Annotated in this window: 21 protein-coding genes; 17 read left to right on the top strand and 4 right to left on the bottom strand. The window is 48.3% G+C overall.

Annotation, left to right across the window (positions count from 1 at the left end; genetic code table 11):
• Positions 1-38 precede the first annotated feature (38 nt).
• From NYE36_RS16475 to yunB, 5 genes are all read left to right on the top strand, one after another.
• Positions 39-392, top strand: coding sequence for a hypothetical protein (locus NYE36_RS16475; RefSeq protein ID WP_007408736.1), 354 nt, complete (start codon positions 39-41; stop codon positions 390-392).
• A gap of 26 nt (positions 393-418) precedes the next feature.
• Positions 419-1,270: a DUF72 domain-containing protein gene (locus tag NYE36_RS16470; RefSeq protein WP_015240515.1), complete on the top strand. Its 852-nt coding sequence runs from the start codon at positions 419-421 to the stop codon at positions 1,268-1,270.
• Positions 1,271-1,289: 19 nt separating this feature from the next.
• Complete coding sequence (locus tag NYE36_RS16465) at positions 1,290-2,111, top strand: sulfite exporter TauE/SafE family protein (RefSeq protein ID WP_007613562.1); 822 nt, start codon at positions 1,290-1,292, stop codon at positions 2,109-2,111.
• Positions 2,112-2,128: 17 nt separating this feature from the next.
• Positions 2,129-3,523, top strand: a complete 1,395-nt coding sequence (locus NYE36_RS16460) for a bifunctional UDP-sugar hydrolase/5'-nucleotidase (protein WP_265451025.1) — start codon at positions 2,129-2,131, stop codon at positions 3,521-3,523.
• Between the two features lie 126 nt (positions 3,524-3,649).
• Entirely contained in the window at positions 3,650-4,408 is a 759-nt protein-coding gene (gene yunB / locus NYE36_RS16455; RefSeq protein WP_020954305.1) for a sporulation protein YunB, read from the top strand.
• A 37-nt stretch (positions 4,409-4,445) separates the two neighbouring features.
• Here yunB and lytH read toward each other — a convergent pair whose 3' ends face one another.
• Complete coding sequence (lytH, locus tag NYE36_RS16450; RefSeq protein ID WP_007408731.1) at positions 4,446-5,423, bottom strand: L-Ala--D-Glu endopeptidase; 978 nt, start codon at positions 5,421-5,423, stop codon at positions 4,446-4,448.
• A gap of 202 nt (positions 5,424-5,625) precedes the next feature.
• On the opposite strand from lytH, the gene lipA reads away from it, so the two are divergent.
• The 4 genes from lipA to NYE36_RS16430 all read left to right on the top strand — a co-directional run bounded on the left by lipA (position 5,626) and on the right by NYE36_RS16430 (position 8,279).
• A complete protein-coding gene (gene lipA, locus NYE36_RS16445) occupies positions 5,626-6,522 on the top strand; it encodes a lipoyl synthase (RefSeq protein WP_003151923.1) in 897 nt (298 codons plus the stop codon).
• Positions 6,523-6,739: 217 nt separating this feature from the next.
• Positions 6,740-7,015: a YutD family protein gene (locus NYE36_RS16440; RefSeq protein ID WP_003151928.1), complete on the top strand. Its 276-nt coding sequence runs from the start codon at positions 6,740-6,742 to the stop codon at positions 7,013-7,015.
• A gap of 25 nt (positions 7,016-7,040) precedes the next feature.
• On the top strand, positions 7,041-7,475 hold the full coding sequence (locus tag NYE36_RS16435) for a DUF86 domain-containing protein (RefSeq protein WP_020956293.1): 435 nt from the start codon (positions 7,041-7,043) through the stop codon (positions 7,473-7,475).
• 33 nt (positions 7,476-7,508) lie between these two features.
• Positions 7,509-8,279 (top strand): TIGR01457 family HAD-type hydrolase, encoded by a 771-nt coding sequence (locus NYE36_RS16430; RefSeq protein ID WP_007408728.1) that lies wholly within the window; start codon positions 7,509-7,511, stop codon positions 8,277-8,279.
• A 26-nt stretch (positions 8,280-8,305) separates the two neighbouring features.
• Here NYE36_RS16430 and NYE36_RS16425 read toward each other — a convergent pair whose 3' ends face one another.
• Positions 8,306-8,806 carry a phosphatidylglycerophosphatase A gene (locus tag NYE36_RS16425; protein ID WP_003151934.1) on the bottom strand — a complete coding sequence of 167 codons (501 nt, stop codon included), beginning with the start codon at positions 8,804-8,806 and terminating at the stop codon, positions 8,306-8,308.
• A gap of 154 nt (positions 8,807-8,960) precedes the next feature.
• On the opposite strand from NYE36_RS16425, the gene yutH reads away from it, so the two are divergent.
• The 5 genes from yutH (at position 8,961) to NYE36_RS16400 (ending at position 15,543) form a co-directional block, all read left to right on the top strand.
• A complete protein-coding gene (gene yutH, locus NYE36_RS16420; protein WP_007613555.1) occupies positions 8,961-9,977 on the top strand; it encodes a spore coat putative kinase YutH in 1,017 nt (338 codons plus the stop codon).
• Between the two features lie 201 nt (positions 9,978-10,178).
• Positions 10,179-11,480, top strand: coding sequence for a homoserine dehydrogenase (locus NYE36_RS16415; RefSeq protein ID WP_003151938.1), 1,302 nt, complete (start codon positions 10,179-10,181; stop codon positions 11,478-11,480).
• Positions 11,480-12,538: a threonine synthase gene (gene thrC / locus NYE36_RS16410; RefSeq protein WP_031378395.1), complete on the top strand. Its 1,059-nt coding sequence runs from the start codon at positions 11,480-11,482 to the stop codon at positions 12,536-12,538. Before NYE36_RS16415 ends, thrC begins: the two co-directional genes overlap by 1 nt.
• Entirely contained in the window at positions 12,535-13,464 is a 930-nt protein-coding gene (gene thrB / locus NYE36_RS16405) for a homoserine kinase (protein ID WP_199022130.1), read from the top strand. Before thrC ends, thrB begins: the two co-directional genes overlap by 4 nt.
• Positions 13,465-13,566: 102 nt before the next feature.
• Complete coding sequence (locus NYE36_RS16400) at positions 13,567-15,543, top strand: S9 family peptidase (protein ID WP_241457660.1); 1,977 nt, start codon at positions 13,567-13,569, stop codon at positions 15,541-15,543.
• A gap of 40 nt (positions 15,544-15,583) precedes the next feature.
• Here NYE36_RS16400 and NYE36_RS16395 read toward each other — a convergent pair whose 3' ends face one another.
• The gene (locus NYE36_RS16395) at positions 15,584-15,919 is read right to left on the bottom strand and encodes a NifU family protein (protein ID WP_181461952.1); all 336 of its coding nucleotides are present in this window, start codon (positions 15,917-15,919) and stop codon (positions 15,584-15,586) included.
• Positions 15,920-15,998: 79 nt separating this feature from the next.
• Between NYE36_RS16395 and NYE36_RS16390 the strand changes: the two genes are divergently transcribed.
• Positions 15,999-16,325 (top strand): YuzD family protein, encoded by a 327-nt coding sequence (locus NYE36_RS16390; RefSeq protein WP_015240509.1) that lies wholly within the window; start codon positions 15,999-16,001, stop codon positions 16,323-16,325.
• A gap of 37 nt (positions 16,326-16,362) precedes the next feature.
• Here the strand turns inward: NYE36_RS16390 and NYE36_RS16385 are convergent, their stop codons facing one another.
• Positions 16,363-17,430, bottom strand: a complete 1,068-nt coding sequence (locus NYE36_RS16385) for an NAD(P)/FAD-dependent oxidoreductase (protein WP_007613539.1) — start codon at positions 17,428-17,430, stop codon at positions 16,363-16,365.
• 266 nt (positions 17,431-17,696) lie between these two features.
• Here NYE36_RS16385 and NYE36_RS16380 point away from each other — a divergent pair, with 266 nt between their 5' ends.
• Together NYE36_RS16380 and NYE36_RS16375 are read left to right on the top strand one after the other, a co-directional pair.
• Positions 17,697-17,933 (top strand): YuzB family protein, encoded by a 237-nt coding sequence (locus NYE36_RS16380; protein WP_007408721.1) that lies wholly within the window; start codon positions 17,697-17,699, stop codon positions 17,931-17,933.
• Between the two features lie 133 nt (positions 17,934-18,066).
• Positions 18,067-19,284, top strand: coding sequence for a NupC/NupG family nucleoside CNT transporter (locus tag NYE36_RS16375; protein WP_012118346.1), 1,218 nt, complete (start codon positions 18,067-18,069; stop codon positions 19,282-19,284).
• Positions 19,285-19,390 lie beyond the last annotated feature (106 nt).

The raw sequence follows: 19,390 nt of genomic DNA, 5'->3' as shown, positions 1-19,390 counted from the left end.
GTCTCGTGGTATCTTTTTATAAAAAGGAGTAAAACACATTGTATGATCAAATCTTGAACATATTAACGGCATCCTGGTCGCGCAAGACTAGTACAAAATGGACGGAAGATTGCCCGGCCAAAGGCCAGTGCGGCGTGACGGCTTTAGTCATCCAAGATGTTTACGGCGGTGACATTCTCAAAACAAAAACCGGCACAAGCTGGCATTTTTATAACCGAATAGACGGGGAGATATATGATTTCACGAGCGGTCAGTTTTCAGAGCCGATCGTCTATCAGCACATTCTTTCTTCCAGAGATGAGGCATTTTCGGACACCAATGAACATCAGTATCGGTTCCTGAAAAGTGCATTCAGAAAAAACATGGAAACAGAAAGAGAAAAACACCTGTGATAAACTAGAGTGAGAGGTGAAGGATTGTGATTTATATCGGACTGACGGGGTGGGGGGATCATGACAGCATCTATCCGCCTAAAACAGCGGGCCCGCAAAAACTGCAGGCGTATTCCTCCCATTTTCCCATCGTTGAGCTGGACGCGAGCTTTTACGCGATACAGCCCGCCCGCAATAATGAAAGATGGGTCAAAGAGACGCCGGAATCTTTTCAATTTGTCATTAAGGCATATCAAGGAATGACGGGCCATCAGCGCGGCGATATTCCCTATGAATCGAAGGAAGAAATGTTTGAGGCGTTTAAGCTGTCATTATCGCCGTATATAGAGCATGGAAAGCTTGCCATGGTGCTGTTCCAATTCCCGCCGTGGTTTGACTGCAAGAAAGAAAACGTCGCATATTTAAGATGGTGCAGGCAGCAGATGGGCGATATCCCGTGCGCGCTTGAATTCCGCAACCGGTCTTGGTTTTCCCCGCCATTTTATGAACAGACGCTTTCCTTTATGAAGGAGGAAGGCTGGATTCACAGCATATGTGACGAGCCGCAAATCGGCGAGGGCAGCATTCCGACCGTCCTGAAAGCAACGGATGAAGAAAAAACGCTTGTCCGTTTTCACGGGCGGAACAAACAGGGCTGGATCAAACCAGACGGCGGACAAAACTGGCGTGAGGTCAGATATTTATACCGCTATAACAAACAGGAGCTCAAAGATTGGAAAAACAATCTTCAGGTGCTGAAAAAACAGTCGCGCAATCTGTATGTGCTCTTCAATAATAACTCAGGCGGAGACGCCGCCGATAACGGGCTTGAGATGCTTGAAATGTTAAATATCTCATATACCGGGCTTGCTCCGAAGCAGCTCGACCTATTCAGCTAGAAAAGAGGTTTCAAGACACATGTCTTATCTTATTTTGATCATATTAGGATTTATCGCGGGAACGGTCGGCAGCCTGATCGGGCTTGGGGGAGGAATTATCATCGTGCCGGCAATGCTCTATTTAAGCACGATGACTCCGTTTTTCCATGACGTAACACCGCAGACTGCCATCGGCACGTCCCTTTTGGTGATTATTTTTACGGGCCTGTCATCAACTCTGGCCTATATGAAATATAAAACCGTTGACTACAAAAGCGGACTGATCTTTTTTATCGGTTCCGGCCCGGGAAGCATCATCGGCGCGTATTTGTCTAAACTTTTTAATGCGCATACGTTTTCCGTCTGGTTCGGACTTTTTATGATTTTGATTTCCATTACATTAATGCTGAAGGCGAAAGCAAAACCGGTCAATAAAGCGCATAAAGGCATGATCCGGACATATGAGGATGAATCGGGTGAGCTTTATACATATTCGTACCGTATTTTTACCGGTATCGTGATTGCCTTTTTCGTCGGTTTATTGGGCGGTCTTTTCGGCATTGGCGGCGGCTCTCTTATGGTTCCGGCCATGATGCTGTTATTTTTGTTCCCGCCGAAAGTGGCTGTGGCGACGTCAATGCTCATTATTTTCTTATCCTCCGTGACGGGTTCCGTGTCACATATCGCAGAGGGCCATGTCAATTGGCTGTATGCGCTGTGCCTCGTTCCGGGCGCGTGGTTCGGCGGCAAAATGGGCGCGTGGGTCAATAAGCGGGTGCAGACGAAAACGATCGTGCTTTTCATGCGGGTCGTCTTGATTTTGATCGGCTGTGAATTGATTTATCAAGGGATATTCAGCTAAAAGGTAGGAGAGATGGTATGTTAGAGAAGCTCCGTTTATATCATACGAATGATTTGCACAGCCATTTCGAAAATTGGCCGAAAATCGTACATTATATTGAGCAGAAGAGAAGTGAGCATGAAAAAAACGGGGAGGAAACACTCGTATTCGACATCGGCGATCATATGGACCGATTCCAAATGATAACGGAAGCGACCTTCGGCAAAGCGAATGTCGACTTGTTAAACCGGCTTGAGATCGATGCGGCTGCCGTCGGGAATAATGAAGGAATTACGCTGCCTCACGATGAGCTGGCGGATTTATATACCCATGCCGCGTTTCCCGTCATTGTGTCTAACCTGTTTGACGCGGATGGACAGCGGCCGGAATGGGCCGAGCCCTACGTGATCAAAACGCTGAAAAACGGGATGACCGCCGGCATACTCGGCGTCACGGTGCCGTATTATCCCGTCTATCAAAAACTAGGCTGGACGGTGACGGATGCGGAAAAAAGCATTCAAGAATCACTTGACGATATCAAGGGCAAAGCGGACATCATCATTCTGCTTTCTCATTTAGGCCTGATCGATGACCGGGCCGCAGCGGAAAAATTTCCGGACATCGATGTCATTCTTGAATCACATACGCACCACCTTCTTGAGGACGGACAGGACATAAACGGCGTATTGCTTGCATGTGCGGAGAAATACGGGAACTATGTCGGCTGTGTCGAGCTGACGATAGAAAGTGAATCACGAACCATTGTCAGCAAACAGGCGTCTGTACAGAAAATGGCTGATTGGCAAGGGGAATCTGAAGATACGGCGGCTTTTCTGAAAGAGAAGGAACGGGAAGCGGAAAACCTGCTCTCCGAACAAGTCGCCAACCTGAATGAAGAAGCCGGCGTGAAGTGGTTTGAGGAATCGCCGCTCCCGCTTCTATTAGCCGAAGCGCTGAAAAGCTGGTGCGGCTGTGAAGTCAGCATGGTGAATTCAGGCGTTATTTTGGGGCCTTTACAGAAGGGGCCTGTCACAAAGCTTGACCTGCACCGCATCTGCCCTCATCCGATCAATCCGGTGGCCGTTCGTCTATCAGGCAGGGAGCTCCAGGAAACAATCAGCCAGGCCGCCTCGGAACAAATGGAGCAGCTGCGGATTAAAGGCCTCGGCTTCCGCGGGGAAGTGATGGGCAGGATGGTATATGCCGGAGCCGAGGCGGAGGCCGGCATTCTTGAAGACGGTGTGACGCATCTCATGAATGTGAAAGTGAACGGAGAAGAGATTGATCCGGAGCGGATATACTCGGTTGCCGTTCTCGACATGTTTACACTCGGAAAGCTGTTCCCTTACATCCGCGATTCAAAAGAAAAGCAATACTTTATGCCGGAGTTTTTAAGGGATCTGCTCGCCTGGAAGCTCGCGCAGCAGCCGTAATGTCATATAGCTGCCCGCCGTTCCATTTCACCCGAATGAAGGTAAGCGGGACTTTTTAAGAACAAAAATAAAATACTATGTCCCCTCTTACAAGCATACATTGTGATATGTAAGGGGGGATTTTTCTTGCCTAGATACCGGAGCGCTCTTCGCAAGAGAGGGCCTTTGCCTTTTCGATATGTGCTTCTTCTGTCGTTTGCTTTTTTTATCATATCGACGGTCATCAGCCTCTGGATGATCAACTCCTCAATCAAACCGGTGCTGATGAACATAGGAGAAATGGAAACCAAACGGGTGGCGACAGAGGTCATTACGGAATCCATTGAAGAATACATGTCTCACAGCGACAATGTGAAAGATATGGTCGATATGAAAACGGATGAAAACGGAAAAGTCACAACGATGGATTTTAATACACAAATGGTCAACAGCATGAAGGCGAAAGTGACAAAGCAGCTTCAGGCTCATCTGAAGGAAGCGGAGTCGAACAATAAGCAGCATGAAACGGAAAAAGGCGCGAAAACGGCCGATGAAATTATGATCGATATTCCCTTAGGGCAGGTCACGGGAAACAGCATTCTCGGAAATCTGGGGCCGAAAATCCCCGTGCGCTTTAACCTGATCGGTGATGCGTTAACTGATGTGAAAACAAAAATAAAGCCGTATGGCATTAACAATGCCCTGATCGATATCAGTATTTTTGTGGAAATAAAAGTGAAGGTCATTATTCCGTTTGCCAGTAAGACATCAGTCGTGACAAATAATATTCCGGTCTCCATTAAAGCGATTCAAGGAGAGGTGCCGCAGTTTTATAACGGAAGCGGCGGGTCAGGTGTGACGCCTTCCGTCCAGCTGCCGAGTGAAAAACAGAAGAAAGATAAATAAAAACACACAGCCGCAATCTTTCCTGGCGGCTGTGTGTTTACTTTTTCCTGCGGATTTCTTTTCGTTCCCATGCCCTTAAATGGGGATACGGATCAAAAGACCATTCCGATCTGCCGTTATCTTTATACATCCCGTAGTGAAGATGCGGCGGAAATTTTCCCGCGGTGCCCGGCGGTCCGTACCCGGAACTGCCGACAGAGCCGATCACCTCTCCGGGTTTGACGATCTGGCCTTTATGCACACCTTTTGCAAAGCCGTTCAGGTGAGCGAAGTAGTGATACGTGTTATTGATATCCCTGATGCCGATTCTCCAGCCGCCGAAACGGTTCCAGCCCTTCATTTCAACAATACCGTAGCAGGTCGATCTGACGGGGAGCCCGTAATGAGCGAACAGATCCGTTCCTTCGTGAATCCGGCGCCCGCCGAAACCCCGTGCGGCGCCCCATGTGCTGCGGTAGCTGTAATCCGTCTTCACGGGAAGCGGAAAAGCGTGCTCTCCGAGATCAAGGCGGCCGAACGTTTTAAACAGTGTCATGAATTCGGTGATAATGCCGACCGTCTGATCACGGCGGTAATAATTCCAGAGACCGATGCGGATATGGTCAAGATCGGTTCCGAATCCCGCTAAATACTGAGCAAATGTATAAAGGATATCCTCATCATTGCTTACCTCGGCTTTTCCGTCGCCGTCGCCGTCCAGGCCGATCCCGTCAAATACTTTAATGCTGAGAGGCGCATCGTCCTTAGGATTTGGATTTTCAGGGCCGCTCCACAAATGATCCGGAATATAAATGCTGATGATTCCCGCTTTTTCCGGCAGATCCTTTCGGTTCGAGCGGACATTTTCTTCATATTGATCAACTGCCGCAAGCACATACCAAGGAATCTGCGTGACTGCTTCGGCTTTGCGGTACAACTGCATCCGTTCGCCGTAAACAAGAGCCGATTGTTCTTTCCCGCTTGCAGCCGGACAGAAAACTGAAAAAAGGAGAAGAGCAGATAACAGAACTTTCACAACATGATCTCCTTTCAGGATTGAATACAAATAGTTTGCGGCAACAATCCGAGAAAATGTAAGTAATTCTCTTCCCTTGTCGAGAAATTTTTCCTATGTTAAAGTGACTATTGAATAGAAATCCGCAAGTTTTATATCCATCGTGAAATAGAAATTTTTCGCACACGAACATGAATAAAGGGATAATGGAGATGATGGGGAAATGGCAAAGAAAGACGAGCATCTGAGAAAGCCGGAATGGCTCAAAATAAAGCTGAACACGAATGAAAACTATACGGGTCTGAAAAAATTAATGCGTGAAAATAATCTGCATACCGTATGTGAAGAAGCAAAATGCCCGAACATCCATGAATGCTGGGCTGTCAGACGTACGGCGACGTTCATGATTCTCGGTTCCGTCTGTACGAGAGCATGCCGCTTCTGCGCTGTAAAAACGGGTCTGCCGACCGAGCTGGATCTGCAGGAACCGGAACGCGTAGCTGATTCCGTCGCGCTGATGAATTTAAAACACGCCGTCATCACGGCCGTAGCGCGTGATGATCAGAAAGACGGCGGAGCAGGCGTCTTTGCGGAAACGGTCCGGGCGATCCGCAGAAAAAGCCCGTTCACGACAATTGAAGTGCTGCCATCCGATATGGGCGGAAATTACGACAACCTGAAAACATTAATGGATACCCGTCCTGATATTCTGAACCACAACATTGAAACCGTCCGCCGCCTGACACCGAGAGTCCGGGCCCGCGCAACATATGACCGTTCTTTGGAATTCTTGCGCCGTGCGAAAGAAATGCAGCCTGACATCCCGACGAAATCAAGCATTATGATCGGTCTCGGCGAAACGAAGGAAGAAATTATTGAAGTGATGGACGACCTGCTTGCGAACAATGTCGACATCATGGCGATCGGCCAATACCTGCAGCCGTCGAAAAAACATTTAAAAGTCCAAAAATATTATCATCCGGACGAATTTGCCGAACTGAAAGAAATCGCGATGCAAAAAGGCTTCAGCCACTGTGAAGCAGGCCCGCTTGTCCGTTCTTCCTACCATGCGGATGAACAAGTGAACGAAGCGTCTAAAAAACGCCAGGCCCAAGCATAAGATAAGCCGAAAAAACCCAAAACGCCGCAGGTTTTGGGTTTTTTGTGATGGAGCCGTTTTTGCAGGGAAAAAGTCATTCTTGAATAAGGATCGTCTGAACCGCTACACTGGATATAAAGAGGAAAAATTCTCCGTCCGTCCGAACCGTCTCATTTTGCAATTGATGGACAGAAGTCAATGAATTATGATAGTAAAGAGTGATAAAAGAGGTGAAGACATGATTCTTATTCAAAATGCCGAGTTTGAACTCGTACACGATTTTAAAAACGGCTTTAATGAAGAAGCGTTCAAAGCCCGCTATTCAGACATATTAAATAAATATGATTACATTGTGGGAGACTGGGGATACAGTCAGCTGCGGCTCAAAGGCTTCTTTGATGACCAGAATCAAAAAGCAACCTTTGAAACGAAAATCAGCACATTGGACGAATACATTTACGAATACTGCAATTTCGGCTGCGCGTATTTTGTTTTAAAACGAATCAGAAAATAATTGATGCAGAAGGGGATGCTGTCACGTGTATTTTGTTGACAGAAATAATATCGAACAAACACTCCGTTTTTTTGAGACCCAGCTGGCGCTGTTTGACAGCACGCCTGCATGGGAGAGCGAGATCGAAAAAAGGGCGCTTGAGCGGATCAGCCATCTTATGATCGAATGCATTCTCGATGTCGGAAATGATATGATTGACGGCTTTATCATGCGCGATCCGGGGAGTTATGACGACATCATGGATATTCTGACGGATGAAAAGGTGGTAGCTGAGGATGAAGGGAATAAGCTGAAGCAACTGATCTCTTCCAGAAAGCAGCTTGTCCAGGAATATCAGCACGCCGATCATCAGGAGCTGTTTACGCTGATTACGTCAAACAGAGATGTGCTGAAAGCCTTTCCGGCCCGTGTAAGAACCTACCTGGAAACAGAATTAGGGCCTGTTTCCGCATTTAAATAACAACGAGTGAGAAAATCCACAGGAGTGTTGAGTATGAAGGATTATAAAGGATATTTGATAGATTTGGACGGCACAATGTACAACGGGACGGAAAAAATCGAAGAAGCGTGTGAATTCGTGAGAACGCTTAAAGCGCGCGGCATTCCGTATTTATTCGTGACGAACAATTCTTCCCGGACGCCGAAGCAGGTGGCGGACAAGCTGATGAGCTTTGACATTCCGGCATCTGAAGAGCAGGTCTTCACGACGAGCATGGCGACTGCGCAGCATATCGCCCAGGAGAAAAAAGACGCGTCGGTGTATGTGATCGGCGAAGAAGGCATCCGTCAGGCCATTGAAGAAAACGGGCTGAGCTTCGGAGAAGAAAACGCGGACTTTGTCGTTGTGGGAATCGACCGCGGCATTACATATGAAAAGTTGGCAACGGGATGCCTTGCGATCAGAAACGGCGCCCGGTTCATTTCAACAAACGGCGACGTCGCCATTCCGACTGAAAGAGGGCTTTTACCAGGGAACGGTTCGCTCACATCCGTTTTGACGGTGTCAACGGGCGTTGAGCCTGTCTTTATCGGCAAGCCTGAATCCATTATTATGGAACAGGCGATGCGTGTGCTCGGAACGGATATTTCCGAAACACTCATGGTCGGCGATAACTATGCAACGGATATTATGGCCGGCATCAATGCGGGCATGGATACGCTGCTGGTTCATACCGGAGTGACAAAGCGTGAGCATATGGCAGATTACGGCCAAAAGCCGACATATGCGATTGACTCTTTAACCGAATGGATTGAACATCTATAAAAAAGGGACGGCCATGACGGCCGTCCTTATTCTGTATTTCTGGCGCTGTGAGCAAGCCGGCTTGAAGCCGCTGCTGCGATTGCGCCGACGATATCATCAAGAAACGTATGGCATTCGCCCGTAGATTTATCATTTAACCGCCCGAGAATACCGGGTTTTTCTTTGTCAATGTAGCCGTAATTCGTAAAGCCGATTGAGCCGTATATATTCACGATAGAGAAGGCGAGCACCTCGTCAACCCCATACAGGCTTTCATCAATCGCCAGAATGGTCTGAAGCGGTTCAGACAGCTTTTTTTGTTCGGCGAGCACATCTAATTCTATTCCCGTTAAAATGGCGTTTTGCACTTCGCGTTTTGCGATGACACGATCCACATTGAGCCTGCATACCTCCATCGTCAAATCAGGATGATATTTTTTTTGAAGGAAATACACCAGCTCGGCAATATCGTCCGTCTCAACCCCCCGTTCTTTTAAACGCGCCCTGGCGACAGCTTCCACCTGATTCAGTTGTTCCTTTTCTGACATTTGCTTCACCCAATCTTTTTTTACTAGTTTATACAACACTCTTCCGATGTGTACGATGTTTCTCCACTTGATTCAAAGGATTACAATATGTATTCATAATTCCGCCGGCGTATGACTACGATGTGAATAGCTCTAATTTTTCAGGCAGGTGATTATGATGAAAAGCATCATTAAAGAAAAGTACGGCATCCACGTCAGACAGCTTTCCGTTTATCAGAAATACCAATGCTTCCAGACGCCTAATTCCTTCTTTCTTATAATTCCCGTTTCCGGGTTTTCGCAATCAGAGCTGACGGAGCTTTACTACATGAGTCAGTATTTACAAGAACAAAGTGACCCATACGTTTCAGTGTTTATCTTTACGAAGGAAGGAGAACTGACCTTTGAGGACGAAGGCAAAACGTATGCGCTCTTAAAAGCGCCGATTCCCGTCTCAAACCGGTCGTTTTCTGTCGGAGGGGAGCTTGCCGAATTTCATAGAAAAGGGCGGGGTTTTCCGTACGAAGTGAAAGAAGCGGGCAGGATCGGCCAATGGAAGGACTTATGGGGAAAACGGGTGGATCAGCTGGAATCGTTCTGGATGCAGAAAATTCATATGTCTCCGCTTGAACCGTTCGAAAAGAAAATGATCGAAGCATTTCCTTATTATTCAGGCTTAGCGGAAAACGCCATTCAATATTTAGTGGATACGGAGCTGGATGACAATCCCGGCGCAGAAGACTCGGGGACAATCTGCCATCAGCGGATGGAACGGGATACCTGGTCGGAGGAATCATTGATCCGCATTCCGGGCGATTGGGTATTCGACCATGCCGCCCGTGATATTGCGGAATATATGCGCAGCACATATTTGTATCATCGTGACGACCTGCTCAAAGATGGATTTTTGTTTCTGCAGGAATATGAGCAAGTTACGCCGTTATCCTCCTTTTCCAAACGCCTGTTTTACAGCCGCCTGCTGTTTCCGCTCCATTTCTTCGAGACGGTGGAGAGCTATTACATTTCTCATGATTCTGAAAAACAGTTTTACGAAGAGCAGCTTGACTACATTCTTGCCGACTGCACCCGCTATGAACAGTTTTTACAGACATGTCACAACATGATGAATGTCAGGTCGGCGCAGGTTTTTGTCCCGCCTGTGGCGTGGCTCGGAAAAGGAATCAGTTCGTAAGAAAATATGACGTAAAAATATTTAGAAAATAGGGAATCTTGTCATATCAATGTGTTAAGCGTTTTCATAGCCGTAGAAACAATATTCAGCCGCTTGTCAAAACAAATGCGGGCATATATAATATTTGTAACTTAAATGTCTGTGAAGGGTTAACAATTGTCCTTTTCTAGTGGACAAAAGGAAGAAAGGTGGAGTTTCTCTTTGGAAGCGATTCGTATTGGACTGTTAGGACTGGGAACCGTGGGAAGCGGAGTCGTCAAAATTATACAAGATCATCAGGATAAGCTTATGCACCAGGTCGGCTGTCCGGTGACGATCAAAAAAGTGCTAGTTAAAGATATTGATAAAAAACGAGACGCAGACCTGCCGAAAGAAGTGCTGACGACAGAAGTCTATGATGTGATCGATGACCCTGAGGTCGACGTGATTATTGAAGTCATCGGCGGTGTCGAACAGACGAAGCAATATCTTCTTGATGCCTTGAAAGCGAAAAAACATGTTGTGACCGCAAATAAAGATCTGATCGCCGTATACGGGTCAGAGCTTTTAGCCGCCGCAAAGGAAAATGGCTGTGACTTGTATTATGAAGCGAGTGTCGCCGGCGGAATCCCGATTTTACGCACGCTCGAAGAAGGCCTTTCTTCTGACCGGATCACAAAAATGATGGGAATCGTCAACGGAACGACGAACTTCATCTTAACGAAAATGATTAAAGAAAAAAGCCCGTATGAAGAAGTGCTGAAGGAAGCGCAGGATCTCGGATTCGCGGAAGCGGACCCGACCGCCGATGTAGAAGGGCTCGATGCCGCACGCAAGATGGCGATTTTAGCCCGTCTCGGCTTCTCTATGAATGTCGATCTGGACGATGTCAAAGTAAAAGGAATTTCCCGGATAACGGATGAAGACATCAGCTTCAGCAAACGGCTCGGCTATACGATGAAGCTGATCGGCATCGCCCAGCGTGATGACAATAAAATCGAAGTCAGCGTTCAGCCGACACTGCTCCCGGATCATCATCCGCTCTCTGCGGTGCATAACGAGTTTAATGCCGTTTACGTGTACGGAGAAGCCGTCGGCGAAACGATGTTTTACGGCCCCGGAGCCGGAAGCATGCCGACTGCGACATCGGTCGTTTCCGATCTGGTCGCGGTCATGAAAAACATGCGTCTCGGCGTAAACGGAAACAGCTTTGTCGCCCCGCAGTTTGAAAGAAATCTGAAGCAGCCGTCTGATATCTATGCCCAGCAGTTTTTAAGAATTCACGTCAAAGACCAGGTCGGCTCTTTTTCAAAAATCACATCGGCCTTCTCAGAGCGCGGCGTCAGCTTTGAAAAAATTCTGCAGCTGCCGATCAAAGGCCATGACGACCTCGCGGAAATCGTCATCGTCACGCATCATACATCGGAAGAAGATTTCAGTGACATTCTGCAAAACTTAAATGACCTCGAAGTCGTACAAGAAGTAAAAAGCACATATCGCGTAGAAGGGAACGGTTGGAGCTAATGTGGAAAGGACTCATCCATCAATATAAAGAATTTCTGCCGGTGACGGATCAGACGCCGGCCCTGACATTGCATGAAGGCAACACACCGCTGATTCACCTGCCGAAACTTTCCGAAAAGCTCGGAATTGAACTGCATGTGAAAACAGAGGGCGTTAATCCGACGGGATCCTTTAAAGACCGCGGCATGGTCATGGCGGTCGCCAAAGCGAAAGAAGAAGGCAATGATACCATCATGTGCGCCTCTACAGGGAACACATCCGCGGCAGCTGCGGCATACGCGGCGAGAGCCGGCATGAAATGCATCGTCATCATCCCGGACGGAAAAATCGCCTTCGGAAAACTTGCGCAGGCCGTCATGTACGGTGCGCAAATCATCGCGATTGACGGAAACTTTGACGACGCGCTGGCCATCGTCCGGTCGATTTGCGAAAAATCACCGATTGCATTAGTGAATTCAGTAAACCCTTACCGGATTGAAGGGCAAAAAACAGCGGCCTTTGAAGTATGCGAACAGCTTGGCGGAGCGCCGGACATTCTGGCGATCCCGGTAGGTAATGCGGGGAATATCACGGCCTACTGGAAAGGGTTCAAAGAATATCATGAGAAAAACGGCACCGGACTTCCGAAGATGCGCGGTTTTGAGGCGGAAGGTTCTGCGGCTATCGTCCGCGGCGAAGTCATTAAAAATCCAGAGACCGTTGCGACGGCAATCCGAATCGGGAATCCTGCCAGCTGGGACAAAGCCGTGCTCGCTGCGGAAGAATCAGCCGGAAAAATTGATGAAGTCACAGATGAAGACATTCTTCACGCTTATCAGCTGATTGCCCGTGAAGAAGGCGTGTTTGCCGAACCGGGCTCCTGTGCATCCATCGCCGGCGTTTTGAAACAGGTGAAATCCGGTGAAATTCCAAAAGGCAGCAAGGTTGTCGCAGTTTTGACCGGAAACGGCCTGAAAGATCCGAACACGGCTGTAGACGTATCTGACATAAAACCGATTACACTGCCGACAGATGAGGACAGTATTCTGGAATACTTAAATGGAGCGGCGCGTGTATGAATGAGGCGGAGATGCTGTTTTCCATTACGGTTCCGGGAAGCACCGCCAACTTAGGACCTGGGTTTGATTCCGTCGGGATGGCTCTCAGCAGATATTTGAAGCTTTCGGTTTTCCGAAACGATGAATGGCAGTTCTCGGCGGAAACCGAAACTGTCGCGGGCATCCCTCAAGGAACGGACAACCTCATCTACCAAGTCGCCAAACGGACGGCTGACCGCTATCAGAAAGAGCTGCCGCCCGCCCATGTCAAAGTGTGGAGTGACATCCCCCTTGCGCGGGGTCTCGGAAGCAGCGCGGCCGCTATCGTCGCCGCCATTGAGCTTGCGGATGAGTTATGCGGCCTGAAGCTGTCGGAAAGCGACAAGCTGCACTTAGCCAGTCTTGAAGAGGGACACCCTGATAATGCCGCTGCTTCCCTTGCAGGAGGGCTTGTGATCGGCCTTCACGAAGAAGATGAAACACATATCGTGCGTGTTGCCGAAGCGGATATCGACGTTGTGGCAGTGATTCCGTTTTACGAAGTTCTGACCAGGGACGCAAGAGACGTGCTCCCGAAAGAGCTGCCGTACCGGCACGCCGTTAAAGCAAGCGCCGTCAGCAACCTTCTCGTTGCTGCGATCATGTCAAATGACTGGGCGCTCGCCGGGAAAATGATGAGAAAAGACATCCTCCATCAGCCGTACCGCGCCATGCTTGTTCCTGAGCTTTCAAAGGTGGAACATGCGGCCGAAATGAAAGGCGCCTACGGGACGGCGCTGAGCGGAGCGGGACCGACGATTCTTGTCCTGATTGAAAAAGGAAAGGGAGAAGAGCTGAGAAAGCAGCTTTCTGAGCATTTCCCCCACTGTGAGATTGCGGCGCTTACCGTCCCGTCAGAAGGAAGCGTAATTGAACGGAATCCTTTAGAGCAGGTGAAAAGTGTATAATGATAAAAAAGCGTTCTTCCCATCAGAGAAGGACGCTTTCTTTTTCTGGAGAAGGATTTTTATTTAGGGAAGCGAAATAAAAAAGAAAAGGAGGAGATACGATTGAAAAAACTCTTAACCGAGGAGGACATTGCGTCACTCGTATCCGTGACAGACCCGCAATATGCCCCTGACGGCAGAAGAGCCGCTTACGTCCGGACAACAGTCAATCATAAGCGTGATTCCTATTCCTCAGCCATTATGGTATATGACACAGAATCCGGCATCTCAAACCCGTGGACTTTCGGGGACAACAGAAATACAAGTCCGCGGTGGTCGCCTGACGGACGGCGCCTCGCCTTTGTTTCTGACAGGGAGAACGGCGTCCCTCAGCTGTACATCATCGACGCTGCCGGCGGAGAGGCGGAGCAGGCGGCCGATATTCCTTGGGGCGTATCAGATCCGATATGGGCGCCCGACGGCAGATCCGTGCTTGTGTCCGTCAGTCTGACATCAGCGGAGCGCGCCGATGAGAAAGAAAAAAAGAAGCATGACGAGTATGAGCCGGTTGATATTCAATCATTAACATATAAACGTGACGGGAAAGGCCTGCTGAACGGAAGCTGGGCCCAGCTTGTGCTGATTCATCTTGAAACGGGTGAGATTCGGCAGCTGACGGATCATGAAGCGGATCATTATGGCGCGGCCTTTTCACCGGATGGCAGGCAGCTTGCGTTTACCGCCAATTTATGCGAGCCGGGTGACGCCGGAAAGCCGAGCGATGTCTATCTGATGAATCTGGCGGACGGAAGCCTGAAGCAGATTACGCCGCACCGCGGTTCTTTCGGTTCCTGCGTGTTTTCACCGGACGGGTCTTATATCGCGATGCTGGGCCATGAAAATGAATTTCGCAATGCGACTTTAGAGAAAGCGTGGCTGTACGACGTGAAAACTGAGCGGCTCTCCTGCCTGACCGACATGCTGGATGTTCATTTGAGCGATGCGCTGATTGCGGATTCAATCATAGGAGGGGTGACGCCCCGGCCTGTATGGACAAACGACGGGCAGGGTTTTTACGTTCTCGGGAGCGAGCAGGGAAGCACCGGTATTTATTATATCTCGATTGACGGCCTCGTCTATCCGATCCGATTAGAAGAAGAGTACGTGAACGGTTTTGCTTTTCATCCTGATCAGAAAAGCTGTATCGCTGTCATTGCCAAACCCGCACAGCCTTCCGAGCTTTACAGCATTTCACTCGAAGAAGGGGAAGAGAAGCAATTGACATCCGACAATGATCGGTTTATTGAGGAGCGCATCATATCCGTGCCGGAAAAGCTGCAATATGAAACAAAGGACGGGCTGACGGTAAACGGCTGGTTTTTAAAGCCCGCCGTTTTTGAAGAGGATCAAACTTATCCGCTCATTCTATACATACACGGCGGGCCTCACATGATGTACGGCCATACGTATTTTCACGAATTCCAAGTGCTGGCCGCACAAGGATATGCTGTCGTGTATGTCAACCCGAGAGGAAGCCATGGCTACGGGCAGGATTTTGTCAATCGTGTCAGGGGTGATTACGGAGGCGGAGATTACCGTGATGTCATGCAGGCGGTGGATGAAGCTGTTCAGGCGTATCCGTTTATTGACAGCGGCCGTCTCGGTGTGACGGGCGGAAGCTACGGAGGGTTTATGACGAATTGGATTGTCGGGCAGACCGGCCGTTTTAAAGCAGCCGTCACGCAGCGCTCCATTTCAAATTGGTTCAGCTTCCACGGTGTCAGCGATATCGGTTTCTTTTTTACTGACTGGCAGCTCGGACATGATTTGTTTGAGGAAGCGGATAAGCTTTGGGATCGTTCTCCTGTAAAATATGCGTCTCGCGTTTCGACGCCGCTTTTGATTCTGCACGGTGAGCGAGATGACCGCTGTCCGATAGAGCAGGCGGAGCAGCTCTTTACCGCATTGAAGAAACTGAACAAAACGACGTCGTTCATCCGATTTCCGAAAGCTACGCATGAGCTGTCGAGAAGCGGCCATCCGGAACAGCGGATGAAACGCATCCGTTATATTTGTTCATGGTTTGATGGCTATTTGTAAAAAATAAAAAACCAGGCTGTCATGCAGCCTGGTTTTATGATTAAAATACTTGTTCTACTTCAACGACACCCGGTACTTCTTCAAGAAGGGCGCGTTCGATTCCGGCTTTCAGCGTAATCGTTGAACTTGGGCAGCTGCCGCATGCGCCAAGGAGGCGAAGCTTTACAATGCCTTCGTCTACATCAACAAGCTCACAGTCACCGCCGTCACGAAGCAGAAACGGGCGTAATTTATCCAATACTTCCTGTACTTGCTCTTTCATTTCAACCTCAGTCATGAGATTCGCTCCTTTCATATACATAAAACCATTATATTCACAGTAACGGTAAAAATCTAATGTTTGGTTTGCAAAGCTGCTTTCCTCATTATAGCATATTTAAACTTGAACATAAAAACCGTTTTTTATACAAAAGCTGCCTCGTCCTTTGTATACTGGTGTAAAGGGGATGATATACATGACAAAGCCGGTTACGCTCAGTGTTTACGGCGCTGAAACGCTTTGCGCAAGCTGCGTGAATATGCCGAGCGCCAAAGATACATTTGAATGGCTGGAGGCGGCGCTGCAACGGAAATATCCGGAACAGCCTTTTCACATGCGGTATATTGATATTGACGCACCGCCTCAGCAAAAGGAGACAGAAGAGCTTGCGGAGCGCATCAGAAACGATGAATTTTTCTATCCGCTCGTGCTGGTGGAGGATGTCATTGTGGGGGAAGGGAATCCGCATTTAAAAGATATATATGAAGAAATGGAAAAGCGCGGCTATGTTGCAGGCTCTTAAAAATGGCCGCTGATCGCAATCAGCGGCTTTTTTCTTATCAGCCGTTATGATGCTTGTACATCCATAAAAGGCCTGATTTTAATAAACGGGGCACACGCCCGATGAGCGGACGGTCGTTGACAAGACCGAAGCCCGCTTTTTTTCCGAGTGAACCGAGAACGCCTTTCAGCTTAAATTGCGGCATTGTTTCCGGCAGCTCTTCATTGTTCCAGCGTTTCAGTAGGATCTGCACAATTTGTTCCGCTTGAGCTTCAGCCAGCTGGGCGCTCGGCGCATGCGGCAGGCTTGCGCAATCACCGACGACGTAAACATGCTCATCGCCCGGAAGGTTGTGATGCGGTGTTAAAACGATGCGGCCTTGCGGATCTTTTTCAGCGTCCAGTTCTCTGACGGCTTTATTCGGCTGAATTCCCGCCGTCCACACGATGGCATCGGCCGGTATTCCTTCATCATGATTATAAACGATCCCGTCTTCCACTTTTGTAATATTCGCATTATTGATAATGGTGACGCCGTGTTCTTCAAACCATTTCTGAACATACTTGCTGAGTCTTTTCGGAAAGCTTGATAAAATCAGGTCGCCCCGGTCAAATAACATAATCTTCAGATCGTCACGGCTCTCTCTTAATTCACTGGCAAGCTCCACGCCGCTTAATCCCGCTCCGACGATAGCGACAGATGCATTGGCGCCGAGGTTGTTCAGCTTTTGATAGGCTTCGCGTGACTGATCAATGGTCTGAATGCTGTAAGTATGTTCCGGCGCGCCGGGCACGTTATGATACTTATCCTCGCAGCCCAGTCCGATCACCGCGTCATCGTAAGAAATCGGTTCGCGGTCATGAAACAGAACCTGTTTGTTTTTCGTGTCGACGGAAGCCACCTCACCGTATTGAACATCCAGATTCGGATGCTCAGGAAAAGACACCCTGATATGATGATCAGAAATCGTGCCGGCGGCGAGCGCATAATATTCTGTTTTTAAGCAGTGATACGGGTTTCTGTCAATCAGCGTGATGGATATATCTGACGGAAGCTGGTTCGGCAGTAAGCGGTGCAGCACCCGCATGTTTCCGTAACCCCCGCCGATCAAGACCAATTTTTTCATAATGATTCCCCTTTTGCCCGAAAAATATGGTAGTCAATGTTGTTACAAAATAACGAACTATGTAAAATAACATCTAGAATTATATCGAATTTGATCTAAAACCACAATAATAGTTTTAAAATAACCTACAAATTGACCAGAAAACACGTAATAGTAAAACCTTTAACCTGAATTAATATGTTACGATAACATTGAGCGTGAAACCGGATCTTTGACGAATAGAGGAAATTCCGTTAGGATAAGGTACATATGTGAGGTGAAACCGCATGAATCCGATGATTGAATTCTGTGTCAGCAATTTAGCGCGCGGTTCCCAGGAAGCACTTGAGATCTTAGAGAAGGATCCGAACTTGGACGTGCTTGAATACGGCTGTTTAAGCTATTGCGGGAAATGCATGGAGTCCCTGTTCGCCCTGGTCAACGGCGAAGTGGTCACGGGAGGCACGCCTGCTGAACTGGTTGACAACATATATACATTCATAGAAGAAAATCCGATGTTTTAATCAGAGGCTCCGAACGGGGTCTCTTTTTTATTGCGCCCGGGTTTTGGCAAAATAAAAAATTTGTAGACAGCAAAAATAAATATTGTTATCTTAATAAAGACTTTTTTTAAATAAAATTTTAGAGGTGGATTCATTGAATATCGTTTGGGGGCTGCTCGGGGCAGTTGCTATATTAGCCATTGCTTTTTTGTTATCAGAGAAGAAAAGCAAAATTAACCTGCGAACCGTCATTGTCGGTTTATGTTTACAAATGGCCTTCGGATTCATCGTATTAAAGTGGGACGCCGGACGGGCCGTATTTTTATGGTTCTCAAGCCGTGTGCAGCTTCTCATTGATTATGCGAACGAAGGCATCAGCTTTATTTTTGGCCCGCTGTTAAAAGTGGGCAGCAGCCCGGCTTTTGCGCTGAGCGTTCTGCCGGTCATTATCTTTTTCTCAGCGCTGATTGCCGTTTTGTATCACTTGAAAATCATGCAGCTCATCTTTCGCGTCATCGGAGGCGGACTGTCAAAACTTCTTGGGACAAGCAGAACGGAATCGCTTGCGGCGGCTGCGAATATTTTTGTCGGACAGTCTGAATCACCGCTTGCCATTAAACCGCTGATTGCGGGATTGACCCGTTCCGAGCTGTTTACGATTATGACGAGCGGCCTTTCGGCTGTCGCGGGTTCGACGCTTTTCGGTTACGCCCTGTTAGGCATTCCGATCGAATACTTGCTGGCGGCCAGCTTTATGGCGGCTCCCGCCGGTCTCGTGTTCGGAAAAATTTTAATACCTGAAACGGAAAAAACGCAGACGATAAAAGGCGATTTTAATATGGACGAAGAAGGCGAAGGCGCCGCTAATGTGATTGATGCAGCGGCAAAAGGCGCGTCCACTGGCCTTCAGATTGCTCTAAATGTCGGCGCCATGCTGCTTGCGTTTGTCGCGCTCATCGCCGTAGTGAACGGAATTCTCGGCGGAATCGGCGGCTGGTTCGGTTTCAAACATATTACATTAGAATCCATTCTCGGTTACGTGTTTTCACCGATCGCATTTGTAATCGGCGTTCCTTGGCATGAAGCGCTCGGAGCGGGAAGCTATATCGGACAGAAACTTGTGCTGAATGAGTTTGTCGCTTATTCAAACTTCGGTCCGCATATTGCGGACTTTTCTAAAAAAACGTCTACGATTATCAGCTTTGCGCTGTGCGGATTTGCCAACTTCTCTTCGATTGCGATTATGCTCGGCACACTGGGCGGTTTGGCCCCAAGCCGCCGTTCGGACATTGCGCGCCTCGGATTAAGAGCGGTTATTGCGGGAACACTCGCAAACCTTCTCAGCGCGGCGATTGCCGGCATGTTTATTTAGTAAACGATAAAAGCTCCCTGCATATGCAGGGAGCTTTTATGTATGAAAAACGGGGGATATTTGTATTGTGTCCGAGCAGAAGAGCTTTTATACTAAGTAAAAGAAA

The sequence above is a fragment of the Bacillus sp. FSL R5-0593 genome, from assembly GCF_038603755.1.
Lineage (GTDB): Bacteria > Bacillota > Bacilli > Bacillales > Bacillaceae > Bacillus > Bacillus velezensis.
Note: the sequence above shows the minus strand (reverse complement) of the source record. Positions and strands in the feature narration are given on the sequence as shown.

What these genes read in the sequence shown, in the direction of transcription:
- NYE36_RS16385 (WP_007613539.1), bottom strand. Translation starts at nt 17,430, where the DNA reads ATGAAAAAATTGGTCTTGATCGGCGGGGGTTACGGAAACATGCGGGTG.
- NYE36_RS16440 (WP_003151928.1), top strand. Translation starts at nt 6,740, where the DNA reads ATGATTCTTATTCAAAATGCCGAGTTTGAACTCGTACACGATTTTAAA.
- NYE36_RS16380 (WP_007408721.1), top strand. Translation starts at nt 17,697, where the DNA reads ATGAATCCGATGATTGAATTCTGTGTCAGCAATTTAGCGCGCGGTTCC.
- NYE36_RS16460 (WP_265451025.1), top strand. Translation starts at nt 2,129, where the DNA reads ATGTTAGAGAAGCTCCGTTTATATCATACGAATGATTTGCACAGCCAT.
- NYE36_RS16430 (WP_007408728.1), top strand. Translation starts at nt 7,509, where the DNA reads ATGAAGGATTATAAAGGATATTTGATAGATTTGGACGGCACAATGTAC.
- NYE36_RS16390 (WP_015240509.1), top strand. Translation starts at nt 15,999, where the DNA reads ATGACAAAGCCGGTTACGCTCAGTGTTTACGGCGCTGAAACGCTTTGC.
- NYE36_RS16425 (WP_003151934.1), bottom strand. Translation starts at nt 8,806, where the DNA reads ATGTCAGAAAAGGAACAACTGAATCAGGTGGAAGCTGTCGCCAGGGCG.
- thrB (WP_199022130.1), top strand. Translation starts at nt 12,535, where the DNA reads ATGAATGAGGCGGAGATGCTGTTTTCCATTACGGTTCCGGGAAGCACC.
- NYE36_RS16465 (WP_007613562.1), top strand. Translation starts at nt 1,290, where the DNA reads ATGTCTTATCTTATTTTGATCATATTAGGATTTATCGCGGGAACGGTC.
- thrC (WP_031378395.1), top strand. Translation starts at nt 11,480, where the DNA reads ATGTGGAAAGGACTCATCCATCAATATAAAGAATTTCTGCCGGTGACG.
- lipA (WP_003151923.1), top strand. Translation starts at nt 5,626, where the DNA reads ATGGCAAAGAAAGACGAGCATCTGAGAAAGCCGGAATGGCTCAAAATA.
- yutH (WP_007613555.1), top strand. Translation starts at nt 8,961, where the DNA reads ATGATGAAAAGCATCATTAAAGAAAAGTACGGCATCCACGTCAGACAG.